This window comes from Pseudomonas sp. TWP3-1, assembly GCF_049896625.1.
Lineage (GTDB): Bacteria > Pseudomonadota > Gammaproteobacteria > Pseudomonadales > Pseudomonadaceae > Aquipseudomonas.
This window is the reverse complement of sequence record NZ_JAFCUQ010000014.1, coordinates 40,715-56,358: the sequence shown is the minus strand read 5'-3', so window position 1 is coordinate 56,358 and position 15,644 is coordinate 40,715. Positions and strand designations below refer to the sequence as shown.

Genomic DNA, 15,644 nt, shown 5'->3' with positions numbered 1-15,644 from the left:
GTTATGGCTCGGGGGAATGTTTCGAGTGTAGACGGGGTATGCACGGGGAGGGGGTTGCGAGGGATTTAATCTGCCACATAAACAAAACCCCCGGCCTGGGCCGGGGGTTCTGGTATCACTCGTCGAGGAAGGAGCGCAGATGCTCGCTTCGCGTCGGGTGGCGCAGCTTGCGCAGCGCCTTGGCTTCGATCTGACGGATCCGCTCACGCGTTACGTCAAACTGTTTGCCCACTTCTTCGAGTGTGTGGTCGGTGTTCATGTCGATACCGAAACGCATGCGCAGTACCTTGGCTTCACGGGCAGTGAGGCCGGACAGTACGTCGCGAGTCGCTTCTTTAAGGCTCTCGACAGTGGCGACATCGATTGGCGACTGCATGGTCGAGTCTTCGATGAAGTCACCCAGATGAGAGTCTTCGTCATCACCGATCGGGGTTTCCATGGAGATCGGCTCTTTAGCGATCTTCAATACCTTGCGGATCTTGTCCTCAGGCATTTCCATGCGTTCGCCCAGCTCTTCCGGGGTCGGTTCGCGACCCATTTCCTGCAACATCTGCCGGGAAATGCGGTTGAGCTTGTTGATCGTCTCGATCATGTGCACCGGAATACGGATGGTGCGGGCCTGGTCGGCGATCGAGCGAGTGATCGCCTGACGGATCCACCAGGTGGCATAAGTCGAGAACTTGTAACCACGACGGTATTCGAACTTGTCTACCGCTTTCATCAAGCCAATGTTGCCTTCCTGGATCAGATCGAGGAATTGCAGGCCACGGTTGGTGTACTTCTTGGCGATCGAGATCACCAGACGCAAGTTGGCTTCAACCATCTCTTTCTTCGCGCGGCGGGCCTTGGCCTCGCCGATCGACATGCGACGGTTGATGTCCTTGATTTCAGCGATGGTCAAACCGGTTTCGGTTTGCAGCGCGATCAGCTTTTGCTGGCAACGAACGATGTCCGGTTGCACGCGACCAATGGCTTCGGCGTATTTGCTCTTGCCTTTGGCCAGGCCGTCGGACCAGCTTTCGTCGACTTCGTTGCCCGGGAACTGGCGCAGGAAATCGGTACGCGGCATACGTGCATCACGTACACACAGCTGCATGATCGCGCGCTCTTGCTGACGCAGACGATCCAAGGCACTGCGAACACGCTCGACCAGGCCTTCGAATTGCTTCGGCACCAGTTTGATCGGCATGAACAGTTCGGCCAGCAGCGCCAACTCGGCAGTCGTTGCCTTGTTGTTGCGACCGTTCTTCTTCAGCGCCTTGCGGGCAACTTCCATCTGATCGGCGACAGCGCCAAAGCGCTGTGCAGCGATAACCGGGTCCGGACCGCTTTCGGCTTCTTCTTCGTCATCGGAAGATTCGGCGTCGTCCTCTTCGGTGTCGTCGTCGGCCTTCGCGGCTTTCGCCTCGACTGGCGGCGGCACTTCAGCAGGTGGCGCGATACCGTCGTCCGGGTCGATATAACCGCTCAGGACGTCAGAGAGGCGGCCACCTTCGGTGGTTACGCGGGTGTACTCGGAGAGTATGTGGTCAACCGTGCCTGGGAAGTGCGCAATTGCGCCCATCACTTCACGGATGCCCTCTTCGATACGCTTGGCGATTTCGATTTCGCCTTCGCGTGTCAGAAGCTCGACCGTACCCATTTCACGCATATACATGCGCACAGGGTCAGTGGTACGACCGATATCGGTCTCCACTGCTGCCAACGCGGCTGCTGCTTCTTCCGCAGCGGCCTCGTCGGTGTCGGCGTCGGCCAGCATAAGGGAATCCTTATCTGGCGCAGCCTCGAATACGTTGATCCCCATGTCATTAATCATGCGGATGATGTCTTCCACCTGTTCCGGATCTGAAATATCCTCCGGCAGGTGGTCATTGACCTCTGCGTAAGTCAGGTAACCCTGCTCACGACCTAATGTGATCAACTCTTTGATACGAGACTGCTGTTGCGCTTTTCCGGACATAACACCCTATCCACTGAAGGTCTTGGCGGGCAAAAAACAAGCCGAGGATTATACCTGAGCTATGACCTCACGCGCCAGTTGAGGTCGGGTTTGATGCGGAAACACTATTTTTTAAAAGGTCGCGCATCTGATTTGCTATCTGCATTTTTTGTTCCGCGGTCAATCCTGGGTCGTTCGCCTTTCTGATGAGATCGTCCAGGTTTTGTGTGTGTTGGCCGGCAGATAACCTAGTAATGGTGTCTAAAAACTGTTGTTCAAGGTTATTGCCGTCAATCAGCCATTCCTTTTCCGCTAGCGCCTTGAGCAGACGTCCCTGATCGGTACCGTGCCAGCGTGCCATCAGCTGAATTGAGTTTAGCTTAGGATTTTTCTGTAACGCCTCGATCAGCGCCACCAGCAACTGCGCGTAGGTGTTGGCCTCGTTCGCAAAGTGATTGGCGCTGTCCACCCTGGCCGCCATGTGCGGGTGGTGAATCAGAGTGCGAATCGCCGTGAACATTGGGGCTTCAACGCCGATCTTGGTGCGAGGAGGATGTTGCTGATCGCCCCCGCGCTTGCCGTTTTTGTCCCAGGGCTTCTTGTCCCATTTCTTGCCGCCGGCGCCGGGTTTCTTTGGCGTCCATTCCTGCTGCGGCGCGTACATGTCTTGCGCCTGCGGCTGATGGTAGTCGCTGTAATCCGGCATTGCGTCGTAATCGATGCCTGGATCGTAAGCGGGCGGCGCATGCTGTGGCGCGCTCTGGGCCAGCTGACTGACGGTTTCACTGCTCAATCCAGTGATCTCGGTCAGGCGCTGGCGCATCAGAATACGCAGGTTGGCGCCGGGCACCTTGTCGATCAGCGGTGCTGCCAGCGTCGCCATGTGCGCCTTGCCTTCGAGCGAGCGCGGGTCGGCTTCTTCGGTCAATTGCTGGAAGAAATAATCTGCCAGCGGCTGCGCATGCTGGTTGATCCGCGCACGGAATGCGTCGGTGCCCTCGGAGCGCACCAGTGTGTCCGGATCTTCGCCTTCGGGCAGAAACAGAAAGCGCGCACGGCGCCCGTCCTGCAGGCTCGGCAGTGTTGCCTCCAGCGCGCGCCAGGCGGCGTTTCGGCCCGCTTGGTCGCCGTCGAAGCAAAACAATACGTTCGGCACTACGCGGAACAGGCGTTTCAGGTGTTCTTCGCTGGTAGCGGTACCCAGCGTTGCGACGGCATTGCGCAGGCCTTGCTGGGCCAGGGCGATAACGTCCATATAACCTTCGACGACAATGATTTCGTCGAGGTTGCGATTGTTTTTGCGTGCTTCATACAGGCCATAGAGTTCCTGGCCTTTATGGAATACCGGAGTTTCCGGCGAGTTCAGGTACTTCGGCTTGTCGTCGCCGAGGACGCGACCACCGAAGGCAATGATCCGGCCCCGGGAATCGCGGATCGGGAACATCACGCGATCGCGAAAGCGGTCATAGCGTTTGCCGGTTTCGGCGTTTTCGATCAGCAGGCCGGCGTCGACCATGGCTTTCTGCTGTAAGGTGTCGCTGCTCAGGTGCTTGAACAGATTGTCCCAGCCCGGCGGAGCGAAACCGAGACCGAAATCCCGCGCGATCTCGCCGGTCAGGCCGCGACCTTTCAAATAATCCACAGCAGCTTTACGTGATGGATGGCTCTTGAGCGCCTGTCGGTAAAAATCAGCGGCCGCGGTCAGTAACGGGTACAGCGGCGAATCAGTCGGCTGTCGCGGTTTGTGCGCGCGACCACTTTCTTCGCGCGGAATCTCCATGCCGGCAGCTTTCGCCAGATCTTCGATTGCCTGAGGGAAATCCAGGTTATCGTGATCCATGAGAAAGCCGAGGGCATTGCCGCCCGCGCCGCAGCCGAAGCAGTAGTAGAACTGCTTGTCGGGGCTGACGCTGAACGATGGAGTTTTCTCTTTGTGAAACGGGCAGCAGGCGGTGTAGTTCTTGCCGGCTTTTTTCAGCTGCACACGCGAGCTGACCACGTCGACGATGTCGGTGCGGTTCAGAAGGTCGTCAATGAAGCTCTGGGGAATTAGCCCGGCCATGGCGTTCTCGTCGTCTGCGCTGCAATAAGTCCGATGCGAAAGGCGAGCGGACACGGTAGCTTGCGTGAAGCGCGCAAAAGCTGCGGCTTGACCGGTGTCGGTTGCGTAATCGCTGTCGGGAAGTGTATCTGCCGAAAATCCACTGACGTTAATGCCGATCAGTTTTCGACTGTTTGAAAGTATTGCGCTGAATCCGCTGTTGGCCAGTGTGTGGCCCCGGATAGCTCATAAAGCGGGCACGCAAACAGGTGCCTTGGGCTGATCGTCGTAAGAGGAATCAGTGGGTGTGCTCGTCAGTAGCCTTGAAAGACTCGTCAGAAAAGACGTGCACCGCTGGCAAAAAAGCCAGGTCTGACGTGGTGAAGCAGATTTGTCTCGGTCGCGTGTGCGGCGTCGACGATGAAGCATCAAGCGATATCCGCAAATGCCAATAGCCCGGCTGAGGGCCGGGCTTGGCAGAAGCTTGCTACGATCGTCTGTGTATTAGTACAGACGAACGGCGCGGCGCTGTTCGCGCTGAACTTTCTTGGCGTGACGCTTAACAGCGGCTGCTGCTTTACGCTTACGCTCAGAAGTTGGCTTCTCGTAAAATTCGCGGCTACGAACTTCAGCCAGTACACCGGCTTTTTCGCAGGAGCGCTTGAAACGACGCAGAGCTACGTCGAAGGGTTCGTTCTCTTTAACTTTGACGGCTGGCATCCAGAGCTACCTTCTTTCATTACCGGGATCAACGTTCTCGTCGCAAAAAATTCGCGGCTGAGGTCGTCGGTTTTTAAGGGTTGCGGATGTTAACCCCTCATTGACCGGAATGCAAAGCCTCTGATCGAAAACCGCTGGTCGGGGCACCACTCGAGGACTATTATGCGCGCCTTCGAAGTCAGCCTAAACAAGGCGCAAACCCATGCTAGTACTGGGATTAGAAACCTCCTGCGACGAAACCGGTGTCGCTTTATACGATAGTGAGCGCGGTCTGCTGGCCGATGCACTATTCAGCCAGATCGACCTGCATCGCGCCTATGGTGGCGTGGTGCCGGAGCTGGCCTCGCGAGATCACGTCAAGCGCATGTTGCCCTTGATCCGGCAGGTGCTGGCCGAGGCCGACTGCGTGCCGACCGAGATCGACGCCATCGCCTACACCGCGGGTCCTGGCCTGGTTGGCGCGTTGCTGGTGGGTGCTTCCTGCGCTCAAGCGCTGGCGTTTGCCTGGGGCATTCCAGCGCTCGGCGTGCATCACATGGAAGGCCATTTGCTGGCGCCAATGCTCGAGCCAAAACCGCCGGAATTCCCGTTCGTCGCTTTGTTGGTCTCCGGTGGTCATACACAGCTGGTGCAGGTCGATGGCATCGGCCAATACACCCTGCTCGGTGAGACCCTGGATGACGCAGCGGGCGAAGCGTTCGACAAGACCGCGAAGATGATGGGCCTCAATTATCCGGGCGGGCCGGAAATCGCCAAGCTGGCGGAGCAGGGCGTTGCCGGACGTTTCACCTTCCCGCGTCCGATGTGCGATCGCCCGGGTCTGGAATTCAGCTTCAGTGGCCTGAAAACCTCTGCTCTGAACACTTGGCAGCAATGTGTCAGCGCCGAGGACGACGGCGAGCAAGCCCGTTGCGACATCGCTCTGGCGTTCCAGCAGGCCGTGGTGGAGACTTTGACCATCAAGTGCAAGCGTGCCCTCAAGCAGGCTGGCATGAAGCGTCTGGTGATCGCTGGCGGCGTCAGCGCCAACAAGGCACTGCGGGTTTCGCTGGAAAAAATGCTCGGCGGCATGCACGGCGAGGTGTTTTACGCCCGTCCGGAGTTCTGCACCGACAATGGCGCGATGATCGCGTTTGCCGGATGCCAGCGCTTGCAGGCCGGTCAGCAGGAAAGCCTGGCGATCAGCGTGCAGGCGCGCTGGCCGATGGAGCAGCTGTCGCCGCTGTGATGAGCGGGGCGTATGGGCGGTATTTAAAAATGCCGTTCGCGCCCGGCAAACAGGTCGCGTAGATTGCCGCGGTGGCGCCATACGATCAGCAGCGTGAGCGCGCTCATCGGCAACAGCGCCGCAGGCTCCTGCCACGCAAATAGCGGCAGGGTCAGTGGCGTAGCGATGAGTGCTGCCAGCGAGCTGGTGCGGGTCAGGTAAAACGTCAGCAGCCAGACGCACACGGCGAGCAGCGCGGCGGGTGGATACAGGCCCAGCAGCATGCCGGCCGCCGTGGCGACGCCTTTGCCACCGCGAAAGCGGAAGTACAACGGGAACAGGTGACCGATCACGGCGCACACGCCGATCCACGCCTGATCCTGCAGCGACAGGCCGATTGCCGAAGCGAGCAGCACCGGCAGCAGGCCTTTGCACAGATCACCGAGCAGGGTCAGGATGGCGAGTTTGCGGCCGACCAGGCGCAGCATGTTGGTAGCGCCGGCATTGCCCGAGCCACTCATTCGCGGATCCGGGTTTCCGGTCAGGCGGCTGAGCAAAATGGCGAAGGACAGCGAGCCGAGCAGGTAGGCGAGAATCGCCAGTGACCAAAACATGCTAACTATTCCGGGCGAGGACGCCCTGATTCTAACGGCGCATCGCGCCCTTGTCGTGCAACGGAGAAAAAGGCTTGGACAGAGTGTTTATCGAGGGCCTGGAAGTCGACACCGTGATCGGTGCCTACGACTGGGAACGCGGCATCCGACAGTGCCTGCGTCTTGATCTGAGCTTCGCCTGGGATAATCGCCCGGCCGCAGCCGGTGACGACCTGACCCTGGCGCTCGACTACGCCAGTGTATCCGCGCGGATTCAGGCCTTTGCCGAGCAGGCGCAGTTTCAACTGGTCGAGACGTTCGCCGAGCGCCTGGTTGAAGTGCTGATGAGCGAATTCAAGATCACTTGGGTGCGACTCAAGCTGACCAAGCCTGGTGCAGTGCCTGCCGCCAAGGGTGGTGTAGGTGTGGAGATCGAGCGCGGATGTCGCTGACTCAGGTCTACCTCGGGCTCGGTAGCAATATCGAGCGCGAAACTCATTTGCGGGCAGGTCTTGATGCATTGGCGACGTTTCTGGTGGATATCCGCTGTTCGGCGGTATTCGAGAGTCAGCCAGTGGGGATCAAGAGCGGTCCGTTCTTCAACTTCGTGGTGTCGGCGTTTACCGACCTGCCGTTGATGGAACTGGATCGCCGCTTGAAATTCATTGAGGCGGATAACGGGCGTTATGCGCCGGATCGCAAGGGTTTGCCGCTGGATATCGATGTACTGCTGTATGGCGATCTGGCGGGCAACTTCGACGGATTGCTCCTGCCGCGTGCAGAAATTCTGAAGAACGCCTTTGTGCTGTGGCCGTTGTCGCTGATTGCGCCGGATCGAGTACACCCGGGCGTGGGAAAAAGCTTCGCAACGTTGTGGGCCGAAGCGCAGATCGATCAGGTGCTGGCGCCGGTAGCGTTCGAGTGGCGCGGCGAGCAATTGACCCCGGCAAACATTTAAAACAAAAGCTCGCAGCCTGCGAGCTTTTGATCTTGCCTCATGCGCGCTCTTTGTAAGCCTTCAACGCCTTGAGCCGTTCACGTTTCAGCGCTTCGCCCAACTCCGGCCCTTTGAAACCCTTCTCCAGCAACGGCTGCACCGCCACGCCACGTGCAGCATTCGCCGCGCCACGCAGATAATCCGCCTGTGGATAACTGCGCTGCTCCAGTCCTTTACGTCCCCGAGCATCCATCTCACAGGCGACAATAAACTCCTCAAACCGCTGGGGTCGGCGATAAACGTCAAAGCTCTGCAGCAACTCCAGCAAAGTCGAAGCTTTCAGCTCCAGGGCGCGATGGCCATGGGTGTGATACTGACCAACCAGTAGTGCCAATTCCTGACAGTCTTTCGGCGCCTTGAAGCGCTCATTGACTGCTTTGATCAGCTTCAGGCCTGTGTGCTCATGCGCGATATGCCGTGGCCAGTGTTCTTCCGGCGTCAGGCCTTTACCGAGGTCGTGCAGTAAGCAGGCCCAGCGCACTGTCAGCGGTTGTTTATGCAGCGCCGATTGCTCGAGCACGCTCAACGTGTGAATCCCGCTATCGATTTCCGGATGATGGATTTCCGGTTGTGGCACGCCGAACAACGCGTCGACCTCTGGCATCAGCACTTTCAGCGCGCCGCAGTCGCGCAACACCTGAATGAATACCTGCGGCTGATCTTCCATCAGTGCTCGGGAAATTTCCTTCCAGCTACGCTCAGCGGTCAGCGCCTCAAGCTCACCGGATTCGCTCAGCTCGCGCATCAGCTCAAGCGTCTCGGGCGCGACGGTAAATCCCAGTCCTGCATAACGAGCAGCGAAGCGCGCAACACGCAACACTCGCAGCGGATCTTCGGCGAACGCCGGAGAAACGTGGCGCAATACCCGATCATCCAGATCGCGTCGGCCATGATAGGGGTCGGTCAGATTCTGCTGATCATCCTCGGCCATGGCGTTGATGGTCAGGTCGCGGCGGATCAGGTCTTCTTCGAGGGTGACTTCGGGACTGGCGTGAAAAGTGAACCCGCCATAACCGCGACCGCTTTTGCGCTCGGTGCGGGCGAGGGCATATTCCTCGCCGGTTTTCGGATGAAGGAACACCGGAAAATCCGCACCCACCGGACGAAAGCCTTTAGCGAGCATCTCTTCCGCCGTAGCGCCGACCACGACCCAGTCGATGTCGGTGACCGGTTTGCCCAGCAGGCGATCGCGGACCGCGCCGCCGACTTTATAAATCTGCATGAAAAACCTCCGTAAGCCCGACAGGATAACCCTTGCATCGGATTTGCGGAGGCCGGAACCGGATCAAAGATGAATTACGGCCAGGTCGAGTCGGCCGTAATCGCCTTCGCCGTGTTCACTGCGCGGTGGAACGTGGTGGGTTTTCATGATCTGGTCGCCTTGCAGGGTTTCCAGATGAATATCGAAGCCCCACAACCGGTGCAGGTGTTTGAGTACTTCCTCGGTGGATTCGCCCAGCGGCTTGCGGTCATGTTGCTGGTGGCGCAGGGTCAGAGAACGATCACCGCGGCGGTCGATGCTGTAGATCTGCACGTTGGGTTCGCGATTGCCGAGGTTGTATTGCGCTGCCAGGGTTTCACGAATGATCCGGTAACCGGGCTCGTCATGAATCGCTGGCACCAACAAGTCATCCTTCTGGTCGTCATCGAGAATGCTGAACAGCTTCAGGTCACGGATCACCTTGGGTGACAGGTACTGCAGGATGAAACTCTCATCCTTGAAGCTGCTCATGGCGAACTTGATGCTCGACAACCAGTCGGAACCGGCCAGATCCGGGAACCAGTGGCGATCCTCATCGGTAGGTTCTTCGCACATGCGCCGAATGTCGCGGTACATGGCAAAACCCAGTGCGTACGGGTTGATGCCGTTGTAGTACGGGCTGTCGAAGCCAGGCTGAAACACCACGCTGGTGTGCGAGGTGAGGAACTCCATCATGAAGCCATCGGTGACCAGGCCTTCGTCGTACAGGTCGTTCATCAACGTGTAATGCCAGAACGTTGCCCAGCCTTCGTTCATCACCTGAGTCTGGCGTTGCGGGTAGAAATACTGAGCGATCTTGCGCACGATGCGCACGATCTCGCGTTGCCACGGCTCCAGCAGCGGTGCGTGCTTCTCGATGAAATACAGGATGTTTTCCTGCGGCTCGGCGGGGAAGCGGGCGTTGTCCTTGTCGCTGTATTTGTCCGCGCCTTTGGGGATCGTGCGCCACAGGTCGTTGATCTGTTTCTGCAGGTGTTCTTCGCGATCTTTTTGCCGGCGCCGTTCTTCTTCGGCGGAAATCGGATACGGACGTTTGTAGCGGTCGACCCCGTAGTTCATCAAGGCATGGCATGAGTCGAGCAAGTCCTCCACCGCATCGATGCCGTGGCGTTCCTCGCACTGCATGATGTACTGCTTGGCGAACACCAGGTAATCGATGATCGAGCTGGCGTCAGTCCAGGTGCGAAACAGGTAGTTGCCCTTGAAGAAGCTGTTATGGCCATAGCACGCGTGAGCCACCACCAGTGCCTGCATGCAAATGGTGTTTTCTTCCATCAAATAGGCGATGCACGGGTCCGAGTTGATCACAATCTCGTAGGCCAGCCCCATCTGTCCGCGACTGTAGGATTTTTCGGTGCTGAGGAAGTGTTTGCCGTAGGACCAATGGTGATAACCGAGCGGCATGCCGACTGATGCGTAGGCGTCCATCATCTGTTCGGCGGTGATCACTTCAATCTGGTTGGGATAAGTATCCAGCGCGTAGCCAGCCGCGATACGCGCGATTTCGCGGTCGTAGGCCTGGATCAGCTCGAACGTCCATTCAGAGCCAGTGGAAATCGGTTGGCGCTTCTGCTCTTTGGCGGTTTTGGCGGTCATGGCACTAACCTGCGCTGGAAGAGTTCACGGAAGACCGGATAGATATCCCCGGCCGAGACCAGTTGCTGCTGGGCAAAAGTGTCAGAAAAGGCTTCGGCTATGCGCTCGTATTCGTACCACAAGGCCTGATGTTCGCGCGGGGTGATCTCCACGTAAGTGTAGTACTGCACAAACGGCATGATCTGGTTGATCAGGATGTCGCGGCAGATCGGCGAGTCGTCATTCCAGTTGTCGCCGTCGGAAGCCTGGGCGGCGTAGATGTTCCACTCGTTGCTCGAGTAGCGCTCAGCCATGATCTCTTGCATCAGTTTCAGGGCGCTGGAAACGATGGTGCCGCCGGTTTCCCGTGAGTAGAAAAACTCCTCCTCGTCGACTTCCCGGGCGCTGGTGTGGTGGCGAATGAACACAACATCGATCTTGTCGTAGTTACGTTTGAGGAACAGGTACAACAGGATGAAGAAACGTTTGGCGATGTCCTTGGTGGCCTGGGTCATCGAACCGGAAACGTCCATCAGGCAGAACATTACCGCTTTGGAGCTGGGGTTCGGCTGCTTGATCAGCAGGTTGTATTTCAGGTCGAACGTGTCGAGGAACGGCACCCGATGGATGCGCGCGCTGAGCTTCTCGATTTCCGTTTCCAGCTCTTGAATGTCGCCGAAATTGTCGGGTTCTTCGCGTTTCAGTCGGGCAAGTTCTTCTTTCGCTTCACGCAATTTTTTGCGGCTGCTGCCGGACAATGCAATACGTCGCGCATGCGCCGAGCGCAACGTGCGGATGATGTTGATCCGGGATGGGTTGCCCTCGTTGCTGATGCCGGCGCGTACGGTCTTGAAGGTGTCCGTGCCGGTGAGATTGCGTTTCACCAGATTCGGCAGTTCGAGGTCTTCGAACATGAATTCGAGGAATTCTTCCTGGGTGATCTGGAAGACGAACTCGTCCATGCCTTCGCCGGAATTGCCGGCCTTGCCCGGACCGCGCCCACCACCGCCTCCCGGTGGACGGGCGATGTGTTCCCCGGCGGTAAATTCCTTGTTGCCCGGATGAACGACTGTCTGCTTGCCTCCGCGCCCGTGATGAAGCACCGGTTCGTCGATGTCGCGACCGGGAATGCTGATCTGTTCACCGTGCTCCATGTCGGTAATGGAGCGGCGGCTGACCGCCTCTTCGACAGCCTTCTTGATGTGGTCACGATAGCGTCGCAAAAAGCGCTGACGGTTCACCGTGCTCTTGTTCTTGCCATTCAGACGTCGGTCGATCACATAGCTCATGGGTGGCCCTCCGGGCAGCTTCAAGTTGTGAGCCGCAAGCTGCAAGTAGAAGCCGTTACCCGGAAACCGGGGTTTACGCGCATTCTTCTTGCCGCTTGCAGCCAGTAGCTCGCTGCTGCCTCACTGCGACTTCCGTACCCGTAGGTACCACTCGGAAAGAAGCCGTACCTGTTTGTCGGTGTAGCCACGTTCGACCATTCGTGTGACGAAGTCGTTGTGCTTTTGCTGATCCTCTTTGCTGGCCTTGGCATTGAAGCTGATGACCGGCAGCAGATCCTCGGTGTTCGAGAACATTTTCTTCTCGATGACCACTCGCAGTTTTTCGTAGCTGAGCCAGGTCGGGTTTTTGCCGTTGTTGTTGGCCCGGGCGCGCAACACGAAGTTGACGATCTCGTTGCGGAAATCCTTCGGATTGCTGATGCCGGCCGGTTTTTCGATCTTCTCCAGTTCCTCGTTGAGCGCGACGCGGTTGAGAATCTCGCCGGTTTCCGGATCGCGGTATTCCTGATCCTGAATCCAGAAGTCTGCGTACAGCACGTAGCGGTCGAAGATGTTCTGGCCGTATTCGCTGTAGGACTCGAGGTAAGCGGTCTGGATCTCCTTGCCGATGAATTCGATATAGCGCGGAGCCAGGTATTCCTTGAGGAATCGCAGATAGCGCTCGCGAGTCTCAGCCTGGAACTGCTCTTGCTCGATTTGCTGCTCCAGCACATACAGCAGGTGCACCGGGTTGGCGGCGATTTCATGCGGATCGAAGTTGAACACCTTGGACAGAATCTTGAAGGCGAAGCGCGTTGACAGGCCATTCATGCCTTCGTCAACACCCGCCGAGTCGCGGTATTCCTGAATCGACTTGGCCTTCGGATCGGTGTCTTTGAGGTTTTCGCCGTCGTACACGCGCATCTTCGAGTAGATGTTGGAGTTTTCCGGCTCTTTCAGGCGCGAAAGCACGGTGAACTGCGCGAGCATTTTCAGGGTGTCAGGCGCGCAATGCGCTTTGGCCAGCGAGCTGTTGAACAGCAACTTGTCGTAGATTTTTACCTCGTCGCTTACACGCAGGCAGTACGGCACTTTGACGATGTAAATCCGGTCGATGAACGCTTCGTTGTTCTTGTTGTTGCGGAAGGTGTGCCACTCCGATTCGTTGGAGTGGGCCAGCAGGATCCCGGTGAACGGAATCGCGCCCAGACCTTCTGTACTGTTGTAGTTGCCTTCCTGAGTCGCAGTCAGCAGTGGGTGCAGCACCTTGATCGGTGCCTTGAACATTTCGACGAATTCCATCAGGCCCTGGTTGGCCCGGCACAGCGCGCCCGAATAGCTGTAAGCGTCGGCGTCGTTCTGTGGATATTCTTCGAGTTTGCGGATATCGACCTTGCCCACCAGCGCCGAGATGTCCTGGTTGTTTTCGTCACCCGGTTCGGTCTTGGCGACGGCGATCTGATTGAGGATCGACGGGTACAGCTTGACCACGCGGAACTGGCTGATGTCGCCGCCGAATTCGGCCAGGCGTTTGGTCGCCCATGGCGACATGATGGTGTTCAGGTAGCGTTTCGGAATGCCGAAGTCTTCCTCGAGGATCGCGCCATCTTCAGTGGCGTTGAACAGACCCAGAGGCGATTCGAAGACCGGCGAACCCTTGATCGCGTAGAACGGCACTTTCTCGATCAGCTGTTTGAGCTTCTCGGCCAGCGACGACTTACCGCCACCGACGGGACCGAGCAGATAGAGGATCTGTTTCTTTTCTTCCAGGCCCTGAGCAGCATGGCGGAAATACGACACGATCTGGTCGATGCATTCTTCCATCCCGTGGAAGTCTTCAAAGGCCGGATAGCGACGGATCACCTTGTTGGAAAAGATTCGCGACAGCCTCGAGTTGGTCGAGGTGTCGAGGAGCTCCGGTTCACCGATGGCCAGCAACAGACGCTCGGCGGCAGAAACGTAGGCGCTCCGGTCTTTTTTGCACAGCTCCAGGTACTCCTGCAGCGAGAGTTCTTCCTGGCGTGTGGACTCGAAGCGTTGTTGGAAGTGGCTAAAGATACTCATGACGTCACCTCGCTCGATACGTGGAGCCGACGCCGGATCACTCAGTCGATGCTGGCAACAGTCGTTTTTGACGACAGTTGTTTACCCCCCAGAACTCTTTCGAAGCAGACAACCCCGAAAGCTACTCCCGATGACCCGCGCGCCGGTGTACCGGCTCTCCCCTGATTTGGATGGCCTGGGCTTAAGGATAGTTGGGAATTCGGGAGGTAAAGGCGAGATACGTAATTAGTTGTGGCAGACCGTTCGTCTGCCACCGCCAAGCCCGCAGGAGCCGGGGCTTGGGCGTGACAAAAAAATTATTCGGACGTGCCTTGCGCCGTTTCCGCCGGATAAGTCGTACGCCACAGTTCAAAACCGCCGTCCATGCTGTAGACGTCAGAGAAGCCTTGGCTGATCAGGTAAGCGGCGGCGCCCTGGCTCGAATTACCGTGGTAGCAGACGACCACGGTCGGTGCGTCGAGGTCGGCAGCCTGGATGAAGGCGTGCAGGGAATGATTGTCCAGATGCTTCGAGCCGCTGATGTGCAGCGCAGCAAAAGTAGCGGGATCGCGGACGTCGACCACCACGGCGCCTTGCTCGCGCAGAGTCTGGGCCTGTTCTGGGGGAATACGTTTGAATTCGCTCATGGCGGGTTCCTGTGGCTCGGCTGAAAACGCAGTCTAGCGCGGGGCGCTGGCTGGCGAAGATTCGGTGATAAGTGGCGCGACTGCGGGCAGCAGGCCGCCGTGTTCGTCGCACTTGCACGACAGGCGCTCGCCGCTGTCGACGTTCATCAGGGTCAGGCTGCCGCCCCACACACATCCGGTGTCGAGGGCCGAGATGCCCGGCTCATGCACATTGCCTTCCAGCGCGGCCCAGTGGCCGAAGATTATCCGCAGACCACGGGTCTTGCGTTCCTTGTGCTGGAACCACGGCTTGTAGCCGGGCGGGGCGCTGTCGAGACCTTCCTTGCTTTTGAGGTCGAGCTTGCCCTCGGCGGTACAGAAGCGCATGCGCGTGAAATAGTTGGTGATCACCCGCAAGCGGGTCACACCTTTCAGATCGTTATCCCATTTCGCCGGTTCGTTGCCGTACATGCCATCGAGAAACGCCGGGAACAGGTTGTCGTCGCGCAATGCCGCTTCAACTTCGCCGGCGCACTTCAAGGCCCGGCGCAATGACCATTGCGGCGGAATGCCCGCATGCGTCATCGCCACTTCGCGGCGTTCGTCGTAGTGCATGAGCTTTTGCTGGCGCAGCCACTCCATCAATTCGGCGCAGTCAGGGGCTTCGACGATCTCGCGCAGGGTGTCGCTTTTTTTCATGCGCTCGATGTTCCTCGCGGCCGCGAGCAGGTGCAGATCATGGTTGCCCAGCACGCAGACCAGCGACTCGCGCATCCCATACAGGAAGCGCAGGGTCTCCAGCGATTGCGGGCCACGGTTGACCAGATCACCCACCAGCCACAGCCGATCGTGAGCCGGGTCGAAGGCGACTTGCTTGAGCAGGCACTTGAGTGGCTCAAGACAGCCTTGCAGGTCGCCGACGGCATAAGTCGTCATCAGTGCAGGGATCCGGGAACGGCGAGGCGGAAGGGTTTGATGACCGCGTCGAAGTGTTTGCCATCAGTGGCGACCATTTCGTAGGTGCCCTGCATGGTGCCGACCTTGGTGGTCATCACTGTGCCACTGCTGTAGGTGTGGCTCTGACCGGCGTCGATCAACGGCTGCTGACCGACGACGCCAGCACCACGAACCTCCTCGACATGCCCGTCGCCATCAGTGATCACCCAGTGCCGGGAAATCAGCCGGGCAGGCTGCTCGCCATTGTTATGCACGGTGATGGTGTAGGCGAAGGCAAAGCGGTCTTGCTCGGGTTGTGATTGGTCTGCCAGATAGTGCGTAACGACACTGACGTCGACCTGATAACGAGGATCGGACATGCAAAAAGGCCTTAGAAGCGGAGCGCGGAGGCGTAGCTGATCGGGATTCAGTCTAGGC

At 58.3% G+C, this 15,644-nt stretch carries 14 protein-coding genes; 3 read left to right on the top strand and 11 right to left on the bottom strand.

The window, feature by feature from the left end; genetic code table 11:
- Positions 1 to 115: 115 nt before the first annotated feature.
- From rpoD to rpsU, 3 genes are all read right to left on the bottom strand, one after another.
- Entirely contained in the window at positions 116 to 1,960 is a 1,845-nt protein-coding gene (rpoD, locus tag ACP7BN_RS19120) for an RNA polymerase sigma factor RpoD (RefSeq protein WP_420647218.1), read from the bottom strand.
- 67 nt (positions 1,961 to 2,027) lie between these two features.
- Positions 2,028 to 4,001, bottom strand: a complete 1,974-nt coding sequence (gene dnaG, locus ACP7BN_RS19115; RefSeq protein WP_426205715.1) for a DNA primase — start codon at positions 3,999 to 4,001, stop codon at positions 2,028 to 2,030.
- A gap of 483 nt (positions 4,002 to 4,484) precedes the next feature.
- Entirely contained in the window at positions 4,485 to 4,700 is a 216-nt protein-coding gene (rpsU, locus tag ACP7BN_RS19110; RefSeq protein ID WP_002551877.1) for a 30S ribosomal protein S21, read from the bottom strand.
- Positions 4,701 to 4,902: 202 nt separating this feature from the next.
- On the opposite strand from rpsU, the gene tsaD reads away from it, so the two are divergent.
- Positions 4,903 to 5,928, top strand: a complete 1,026-nt coding sequence (gene tsaD, locus ACP7BN_RS19105) for a tRNA (adenosine(37)-N6)-threonylcarbamoyltransferase complex transferase subunit TsaD (RefSeq protein ID WP_426205647.1) — start codon at positions 4,903 to 4,905, stop codon at positions 5,926 to 5,928.
- 23 nt (positions 5,929 to 5,951) lie between these two features.
- Here the strand turns inward: tsaD and plsY are convergent, their stop codons facing one another.
- Positions 5,952 to 6,521, bottom strand: a complete 570-nt coding sequence (plsY, locus tag ACP7BN_RS19100) for a glycerol-3-phosphate 1-O-acyltransferase PlsY (RefSeq protein WP_426205646.1) — start codon at positions 6,519 to 6,521, stop codon at positions 5,952 to 5,954.
- 74 nt (positions 6,522 to 6,595) lie between these two features.
- On the opposite strand from plsY, the gene folB reads away from it, so the two are divergent.
- A complete protein-coding gene (folB, locus tag ACP7BN_RS19095; protein ID WP_426205645.1) occupies positions 6,596 to 6,952 on the top strand; it encodes a dihydroneopterin aldolase in 357 nt (118 codons plus the stop codon).
- Positions 6,943 to 7,458, top strand: coding sequence for a 2-amino-4-hydroxy-6-hydroxymethyldihydropteridine diphosphokinase (gene folK / locus ACP7BN_RS19090; RefSeq protein ID WP_420647213.1), 516 nt, complete (start codon positions 6,943 to 6,945; stop codon positions 7,456 to 7,458). Before folB ends, folK begins: the two co-directional genes overlap by 10 nt.
- 37 nt (positions 7,459 to 7,495) lie before the next feature.
- Here folK and ACP7BN_RS19085 read toward each other — a convergent pair whose 3' ends face one another.
- The 7 genes from ACP7BN_RS19085 to apaG form a co-directional block, all read right to left on the bottom strand.
- Positions 7,496 to 8,719, bottom strand: coding sequence for a multifunctional CCA addition/repair protein (locus ACP7BN_RS19085; RefSeq protein WP_426205644.1), 1,224 nt, complete (start codon positions 8,717 to 8,719; stop codon positions 7,496 to 7,498).
- Positions 8,720 to 8,782: 63 nt separating this feature from the next.
- Complete coding sequence (locus ACP7BN_RS19080) at positions 8,783 to 10,354, bottom strand: SpoVR family protein (protein WP_420647211.1); 1,572 nt, start codon at positions 10,352 to 10,354, stop codon at positions 8,783 to 8,785.
- Positions 10,351 to 11,622 (bottom strand): YeaH/YhbH family protein, encoded by a 1,272-nt coding sequence (locus ACP7BN_RS19075; RefSeq protein ID WP_426205643.1) that lies wholly within the window; start codon positions 11,620 to 11,622, stop codon positions 10,351 to 10,353. Before ACP7BN_RS19075 ends, ACP7BN_RS19080 begins: the two co-directional genes overlap by 4 nt.
- Positions 11,623 to 11,742: 120 nt before the next feature.
- Complete coding sequence (locus ACP7BN_RS19070; protein ID WP_420647209.1) at positions 11,743 to 13,665, bottom strand: PrkA family serine protein kinase; 1,923 nt, start codon at positions 13,663 to 13,665, stop codon at positions 11,743 to 11,745.
- A gap of 296 nt (positions 13,666 to 13,961) precedes the next feature.
- Entirely contained in the window at positions 13,962 to 14,291 is a 330-nt protein-coding gene (gene glpE, locus ACP7BN_RS19065) for a thiosulfate sulfurtransferase GlpE (protein ID WP_426205642.1), read from the bottom strand.
- 33 nt (positions 14,292 to 14,324) lie between these two features.
- The gene (locus tag ACP7BN_RS19060; RefSeq protein ID WP_426205641.1) at positions 14,325 to 15,206 is read right to left on the bottom strand and encodes a symmetrical bis(5'-nucleosyl)-tetraphosphatase; all 882 of its coding nucleotides are present in this window, start codon (positions 15,204 to 15,206) and stop codon (positions 14,325 to 14,327) included.
- Positions 15,206 to 15,586 (bottom strand): Co2+/Mg2+ efflux protein ApaG, encoded by a 381-nt coding sequence (gene apaG / locus ACP7BN_RS19055; RefSeq protein WP_420647206.1) that lies wholly within the window; start codon positions 15,584 to 15,586, stop codon positions 15,206 to 15,208. Before apaG ends, ACP7BN_RS19060 begins: the two co-directional genes overlap by 1 nt.
- Positions 15,587 to 15,644 lie beyond the last annotated feature (58 nt).

Excerpts from the sequence above, each read along its gene's own strand:
- rpoD (WP_420647218.1), bottom strand. The coding sequence starts at position 1,960 with ATGTCCGGAAAAGCGCAACAGCAGTCTCGTATCAAAGAGTTGATCACA.
- dnaG (WP_426205715.1), bottom strand. The coding sequence starts at position 4,001 with ATGGCCGGGCTAATTCCCCAGAGCTTCATTGACGACCTTCTGAACCGC.
- rpsU (WP_002551877.1), bottom strand. The coding sequence starts at position 4,700 with ATGCCAGCCGTCAAAGTTAAAGAGAACGAACCCTTCGACGTAGCTCTG.
- tsaD (WP_426205647.1), top strand. The coding sequence starts at position 4,903 with ATGCTAGTACTGGGATTAGAAACCTCCTGCGACGAAACCGGTGTCGCT.
- plsY (WP_426205646.1), bottom strand. The coding sequence starts at position 6,521 with ATGTTTTGGTCACTGGCGATTCTCGCCTACCTGCTCGGCTCGCTGTCC.
- folK (WP_420647213.1), top strand. The coding sequence starts at position 6,943 with ATGTCGCTGACTCAGGTCTACCTCGGGCTCGGTAGCAATATCGAGCGC.
- ACP7BN_RS19085 (WP_426205644.1), bottom strand. The coding sequence starts at position 8,719 with ATGCAGATTTATAAAGTCGGCGGCGCGGTCCGCGATCGCCTGCTGGGC.
- ACP7BN_RS19080 (WP_420647211.1), bottom strand. The coding sequence starts at position 10,354 with ATGACCGCCAAAACCGCCAAAGAGCAGAAGCGCCAACCGATTTCCACT.
- ACP7BN_RS19075 (WP_426205643.1), bottom strand. The coding sequence starts at position 11,622 with ATGAGCTATGTGATCGACCGACGTCTGAATGGCAAGAACAAGAGCACG.
- ACP7BN_RS19070 (WP_420647209.1), bottom strand. The coding sequence starts at position 13,665 with ATGAGTATCTTTAGCCACTTCCAACAACGCTTCGAGTCCACACGCCAG.
- glpE (WP_426205642.1), bottom strand. The coding sequence starts at position 14,291 with ATGAGCGAATTCAAACGTATTCCCCCAGAACAGGCCCAGACTCTGCGC.
- ACP7BN_RS19060 (WP_426205641.1), bottom strand. The coding sequence starts at position 15,206 with ATGACGACTTATGCCGTCGGCGACCTGCAAGGCTGTCTTGAGCCACTC.
- apaG (WP_420647206.1), bottom strand. The coding sequence starts at position 15,586 with ATGTCCGATCCTCGTTATCAGGTCGACGTCAGTGTCGTTACGCACTAT.